Source organism: Pseudoalteromonas luteoviolacea S2607, assembly GCF_001625575.1.
In the GTDB taxonomy this organism is placed as follows: domain Bacteria; phylum Pseudomonadota; class Gammaproteobacteria; order Enterobacterales; family Alteromonadaceae; genus Pseudoalteromonas; species Pseudoalteromonas luteoviolacea_E.
The window spans coordinates 1-6,333 of record NZ_AUXV01000058.1 but is presented as its reverse complement, the minus strand read 5'-3'; the positions used below and the strand labels follow the sequence as shown (position 1 = coordinate 6,333).

5 protein-coding genes are annotated in these 6,333 nt (G+C 41.0%); 3 read left to right on the top strand and 2 right to left on the bottom strand.

Annotated features, from left to right (window positions below; genetic code table 11):
• Positions 1-719: 719 nt before the first annotated feature.
• Entirely contained in the window at positions 720-2,585 is a 1,866-nt protein-coding gene (locus N480_RS20185) for a S8 family peptidase (RefSeq protein ID WP_063374258.1), read from the top strand.
• 38 nt (positions 2,586-2,623) lie between these two features.
• On the opposite strand, the gene N480_RS20180 is transcribed toward N480_RS20185, so the two are convergent.
• A complete protein-coding gene (locus tag N480_RS20180) occupies positions 2,624-3,814 on the bottom strand; it encodes a class I SAM-dependent methyltransferase (RefSeq protein WP_063374257.1) in 1,191 nt (396 codons plus the stop codon).
• Between the two features lie 95 nt (positions 3,815-3,909).
• Between N480_RS20180 and N480_RS20175 the strand changes: the two genes are divergently transcribed.
• On the top strand, positions 3,910-4,539 hold the full coding sequence (locus N480_RS20175) for an HD domain-containing protein (protein ID WP_231101468.1): 630 nt from the start codon (positions 3,910-3,912) through the stop codon (positions 4,537-4,539).
• Positions 4,540-4,550: 11 nt separating this feature from the next.
• Here N480_RS20175 and N480_RS20170 read toward each other — a convergent pair whose 3' ends face one another.
• A complete protein-coding gene (locus N480_RS20170) occupies positions 4,551-5,531 on the bottom strand; it encodes an ion channel (RefSeq protein WP_063374255.1) in 981 nt (326 codons plus the stop codon).
• Between the two features lie 78 nt (positions 5,532-5,609).
• Between N480_RS20170 and N480_RS20165 the strand changes: the two genes are divergently transcribed.
• Positions 5,610-6,278 carry a M48 family metallopeptidase gene (locus tag N480_RS20165; RefSeq protein WP_063374259.1) on the top strand — a complete coding sequence of 223 codons (669 nt, stop codon included), beginning with the start codon at positions 5,610-5,612 and terminating at the stop codon, positions 6,276-6,278.
• Positions 6,279-6,333: the final 55 nt, after the last annotated feature.

The following is a 6,333-nucleotide window of genomic DNA, read 5'->3' as shown; positions in this document are numbered from 1 at the left end:
AAGGTGAAGCAAGCAACTTTCACTGACGTTGAGATGGACTCTTTCGGCATTATTTTTAGTCGTTCATAATTGAAATGGTTGGGTCACGAATCCCTCATCAGTTATTAAAATAGCTCACTTCACCTTGCGCAAAAAGAGCGCGCTCACGACGTTCGCAGTCGCTAACCTTTTGCACTTAATTCATCCCTGAAGCAGGGTCCCATCGCGCATCCATGCGCTCACTTCCTCATGCTGCGAAACTTTGTTTCGGTCATCCGTCACCCTTGCGCAAAGGAAACGCACTCACTGCGTTCGCTATCGTTAACCTTTTGCACCCTGATTTCAGGTTTATGATTCACGATCATGAAATAAAGTCACGATTTCATATATTGAAAAAATTCATTTTTTGACCTTGCTTATGCTTATTTGCACTATTGCTTACTTTTTCAAAGTAGCAAATTCAATCATGATTGTTTTTTGAACACGAATAAGTATATGAAAAATATGCTTAAAATTTAAAACACGGTTGTTTTGAAAAAATTTATCTCAAAATAATGACTCAACTTGAATTATGTTTGTTTAAGGATTGAAATTAATGAATAAAACTTTCTATTGTAAATTTTTGCTTACAAAATAAGGTGAATCAGGTTAAATTTAAGTTAAATTTGTTGTGTATTAATTCTACAATTGCGCTACATTTTGATTGGAAATTAACCAAATGACATAATAAAGGAACAAGTATGCGTAAATTAAACACACTCGCTTTTGCGGTATTGGCAGGCATGTCAGGTAGCTGTTTAGCTCAAGCTCAAATGATGTCAGTTGACCAAAGTAAAGCGATTGAAGATCAATACATCGTAGTATTCAAAACACCAACAGTATTAAATGCGGCAAATAGTGCCGCGATATCTAGTTATGCAACTAGCCAAGCGCAGGCGCTTACGACTCAGCACAATGTGCAAGTTACTAAAAGCTTCAACGGTGTTTTAAATGGTGTAGTAGTAAATGCTTCTAAACAAAAAGTGCAAGAACTGCTTAGTAACCCAAGCATCGACTACATTGAGCAAGACCAGATCGTAACAATTACGCCTATGGTAGATGCAAGTGCAGACCAAGGAAATGCAATTTGGGGTTTGGATAGGGTAGACCAAAGAGACTTACCTTTGAATAGCAACTATCACTATGATTATGATGGCTCAGGTGTTACAGCATATGTAATCGATACAGGTGTACGCATTTCTCACGCTGAATTCGGTGGCCGTGCAAGTCATGGTTATGACTTTGTAGACAATGATGCAGATTCAAGTGACTGTAACGGTCATGGTACTCACGTAGCGGGTACTATCGGTGGTGGTGCATATGGTGTTGCTAAGAACGTAAACGTGGTTGGCGTTCGAGTGCTTGGTTGTACAGGTTCTGGATCATATTCTGGTGTTATCTCAGGGATTAACTGGGTTAAAGATAATGCGTCAGGCCCATCTGTTGCAAATATGAGTTTAGGCGGTGGTGTTTCTCAAGCAGTTGATGATGCGGTAAACACAGCTGTTGCATCGGGTGTTACGTTTGTAGTAGCAGCAGGTAATGATAACAGTAACGCATGTAACTATTCACCAGCAAGAGCGGCAGATGCAGTAACCGTGGGCTCAACAACTAGCTCAGATGCACGTTCTAGTTTCTCAAACTACGGTAACTGTCTTGATATTTATGCACCAGGCTCAAGCATAAAATCAGCTTGGTATAACTCAGATTCAGCAACAAATACCATTAGTGGTACTTCAATGGCCGCGCCTCATGTTGCAGGTGTTGTTGCATTGTATTTAGATGAAAACCCGAGTTTGACACCTAGTCAAATTGACTCACTATTGAGCTCTCGTAGTTCGAAAGACAAAGTAAGTGATGCGAAATCAGGTTCTCCTAACGAGTTAGTATTCTCTCTTGCTGACAGCACGCCTCCACCTCCACCGCCAACAGTACCTGAATTAGATGATGGTGTAGCGGTTGGTGCAAGTGGTGCATCTGGTAGTGAGACACACTATCTATTCAAAGTACCTGCAGGTAAAGAAACATTAACTGTGACACTATCAGGTGGAACAGGTGACGCGGATCTTTATGTTCAACAGGGCCAGAAAGCAACTCAGAGCAGCTATACATGTCGCCCTTATAAGAGCGGAAACGAAGAGGTATGTACATTTAACAATCCTGCCGCAGGTGACTGGTACATTATGTTACACGGCTACTCTGCATACTCTGGTGCCAGCTTAGTCGCAGCGACTTCAAATGGCAACGGCGGTTGTGGTGCAAATTGCCTTGAAAATGGAGTGCCTGTAACTGGGTTATCTGGCGCATCAGGCAGTGAAGTTGCGTACACAATAGATGTACCAGCAAACTCAACACTTAGTGTAGAGATCTCAGGTGGTACTGGTGATGCAGACCTTTATGTAAGAAAAGGTCAGGCACCAACAACTTCTACATATGACTGTAGGCCATACCGTAACGGTAACAGTGAAACTTGCTCGCTAACTAATAATGGTGGTGCAGCGACTTATCACATCATGTTACGTGGTTACAATAATTACTCTGGCGTAACGCTAAAAGGTAGTTACTAAGAGATAAGTAAAAGGGAGCTTTCGCTCCCTTTTTTGTATTAGTAGACTTTACAGATAAGCCCTTTGAGGTAAAACCCTTCCGGATAGAAGCCCGCGATAGGGTGATCAGGTGCTTGATTTAACCTCTCCATAATAACCAAATCACGTTTTGCATCCAGTGCAGCATCCGCGACGACCTTTTGAAATAGGTTTTGATCCATTAACCCCGAACATGAGAATGTTAATAGCGTCCCTCCTGGCTTGAGCAGCTGCATCGCCAGCATATTTATATCTTTGTATCCTCGACATGCACCAGTTAATTGCGCTTTGCTCTCTGCAAATTTCGGTGGATCCATTACGATAGTATCGAATTGCTTACCCATTTCACGGTATTCTCTGAGCAATTTAAATACATCCTTTTTTACAAAGTCCACTTTGCTTAAATCAAGATTATTGTGCTCGACATTTCTTTTTGCAGTATCCAGTGCTGGCTGAGATACGTCGACGTTAATTACCTCATTACACCCACCTCTCAGTGCATATAGACTGAATGTTCCGGTATAGCAAAAGCAGTTCAAGACAGTTTTACCTTTAGAGAATCTCTCTAACGCGGCACGACTGTCTCGTTGATCTAGATAAAACCCAGTTTTGTGTCCGTTGATAATATCAACTTCTAATTTTAAACCATTCTCTTCTATCACGACCGCCTCTTTTGGTGCATCACCATGAAGTGGTCCAGTTATCTTTTCAAGACCTTCTTTTTTCCTGACGTCGACATCTGATCGTTCATAGACCGCACACTCTGGGAACAGTTCTCTCAGAGCTGCAACTATTTCGCCTTTATGGCGTTCAGCCCCCGCGCTTAATAGTTGGCAAACCAGGTAGTTGTCGAATTTATCTATTGTTATACCAGGTAGTCCATCTGACTCGGCTGCACATAGTCTAAAACCTGTTAACCCACCTTCATCAATGACGTAGTCTCTTACTTGTAATGCGCGGCTTAGGCGACGTTTGAAAAAGCTTTGGTCAATTTGCTCTGACTCATCAAAGGTCCAAATTCTAGCTCTAATTTGGGAGCTCGGGCTATAGGCCGCTGTTGCCAAGTATTGTCCGTCATGGCTGTATATTTTTACAAGGTCACCAAGTCCGGGTTTACCTTTTATCTTTTTAATCGCTTTGGAGAATATCCAAGGGTGTTTTCTTTTAAGAGATTTTTCTCGACCGGGTTGTAAATACAGCGCACAAGACATATAAATTCCTTACTAAGTAGAATCCCGTCATTTTAGTGAAGGGGGTTCCAACATACAATGTGAAGGATAAGGTTTAAGTAAAAATGATTGCAAATATGAACGACTTTGAACAAGTATTTAAGGAATTTATGCTTGGAACTCCCTTTGCAGATACTGCACATGATCTTTCTCATGTGCAGAGGGTTGTGAAAACAGCAAAGCAGCTAGCATTAGAAGAAGGTGCAGATTTGGATGTAGTCGTGCCAGCAGCTTGGCTTCATGATTGTGTTGCTGTAGCGAAGAATCACCCTGATAGGGCAAAAGCGTCAAAACTGGCGGCTGACAAAGCTGAACGATTCTTGATTGAAATTGGTTATCCGCAGGATAAGCTAGAAGGAATACATCATGCGATTGTTGCTCATAGTTTTAGTGCTAATGTACCGCCAACGACATTAGAGGCACAAATTGTTCAAGATGCTGACCGAATGGATGCATTAGGCGCAATTGGCGTTAGCCGTTGTATGAAGGTCGGTGGAGCTATTGCTAGGCATTTGTATCATACCAGTGATCCTTTTTGCTCTGCGAGAGAGCCAGATGATAAGAACTATACGCTTGACCACTTTTTTATTAAGCTGCTGCACATTGAATCTCAAATGCATACTAAAGCTGCAAAAAAAGAGGCACAACGGCGCACAGCATTTATGCAGCAGTTTCTTGATGAGTTAGCTCGTGAGATCGAAGAGTAAAGAAGGCTATTTTAGCGAGTCATTCGTTTCACGAAAACGACGACGAATAAAGCAAGTGAAAAGCTGCCAATAAAGGCCTCTATTGTTGCTATGAGTCGAGTAATCCCTACGGGGGTTATATCGCCATAGCCCAGTGTCGTGAAGGTCACGACACTGAAGTAAAAGCAATTGAACATTGCATGGAGGTTTTCTTCAAATGTCGCTGTGGTATCGATACGAATCGTTTCGTCATTGTAGTTGATACCAAGTACAAAATAGCAAAGTGCGCATAGCAAAATCATGCCTAAACTGAAGCGAATGACATTTTCTGGCTTTTCACCGTAGCCACACAGCATATCTATAAAGCTAGAAACAAGCCGCTTTTTTGAGTACTTGGGATACTGAGCATGACGCATACGCAATTCACTGTATGTATACTTGCCTGCCATTTCAAAAAGACCTTGTTGCTCAGCCCCTTTTCTCAATAACCGATATATTTCCTCACTTTGTAAATAGAGATCTTGTGCTTCTTCATAATTTTTCAGTTTTGCTGCTTCTATTGCTTGACTCTCTTGCAGCAGTTTGTCGCCAAGCACGAGGTTATCAATCCTCGTCGCGTTAAGTTTGACCCCCAAAATATTTGTATTCTCAAGTTTGCAGCAGTGCAAATTTGCATCGCGTAAATCAGCTTTCATTAACGATGCATTTTTTATAGTACTGTTGAACAGATGTGCACCATGGAGGTTTGCACGGTAAAAATTACTGTAAGATAGGTCATAACCATTGTGGTCGTTAAACTTAACGAGATTTAGGCCTTCTAAGTTCGCTCTCTTGAGCTCTAGCCCTTGCAGTAAGCCTCCTTTTTTAGCATACCGCTCTAGTTTTTGTGATAACTCTAAGCCGCTTTTATCAAATTTTGCATCGTGCCAAAAACAATATCCAGAACCCATATCAATTTCTTGGCAACTATGGCCATCAGGTGAGATATACTGACACTTTGGTTTGTTGTTCATAGCGACTTATTTTTTCTCATGGTAAATATAAAGGTAGCAGCAAATCTCAGTTTTAAACGAAAAAGCAGCAAATTTTCTATGGAATTCAATTATCAACTAAAACTAAGCAAGCGAAGAAAGTCCGTTGCAATTAAAGTGCTGCCATCAGGCGTAAGTGTGTATGCGCCGCAAAATATTTGCAAAACTTGGTTAAATGACTGGGTAAAATCAAAGCAAAAGTGGGTGTTGGAGAAGCAAAAATCAATCAATGCAGCGCAGCAAGACACTTTGTGGGCTTCAAATAAGATTATGGTGTTTGGCCACAAATACGACGTGATATACGGAGCGTCAAAAAGTGAAATCGATCATGATAATCATAGAGTGTATTTGACGGCCATTTCGAGCACGTATAAAGCAACAGCCATTTTAGAGGTAAAGCAATTATTCACTGAGGGCTTAAGTAAGTACTTACGGTCGACATTACCGAAGTATAAGTCTTTAATGCAGTCGGATTACAAGTTACTAAAAGTAAGGTTCTATAAAAGAAGATGGGGAAGTTTATCGTCAAATGGGACAATCGCATTCAACTGTGCGTTGTTAGGAACACCTAAGTGGGTCATTGATTATGTAATTGTGCATGAGCTTGCACATTTCCATGTGATGGCGCACAACAATGCGTTTTGGTCTATTGTTTCCCGTTTTGATCAAAACTATATAGAAGCTAAAAAGTATCTTAAAGATTATGGAAAAATTCTAATCGATTGGTAATTAAAACTGAAATATAGCAAGAGTAAAGTGTAAGAGTGGTGGAGGGAGCTGGATT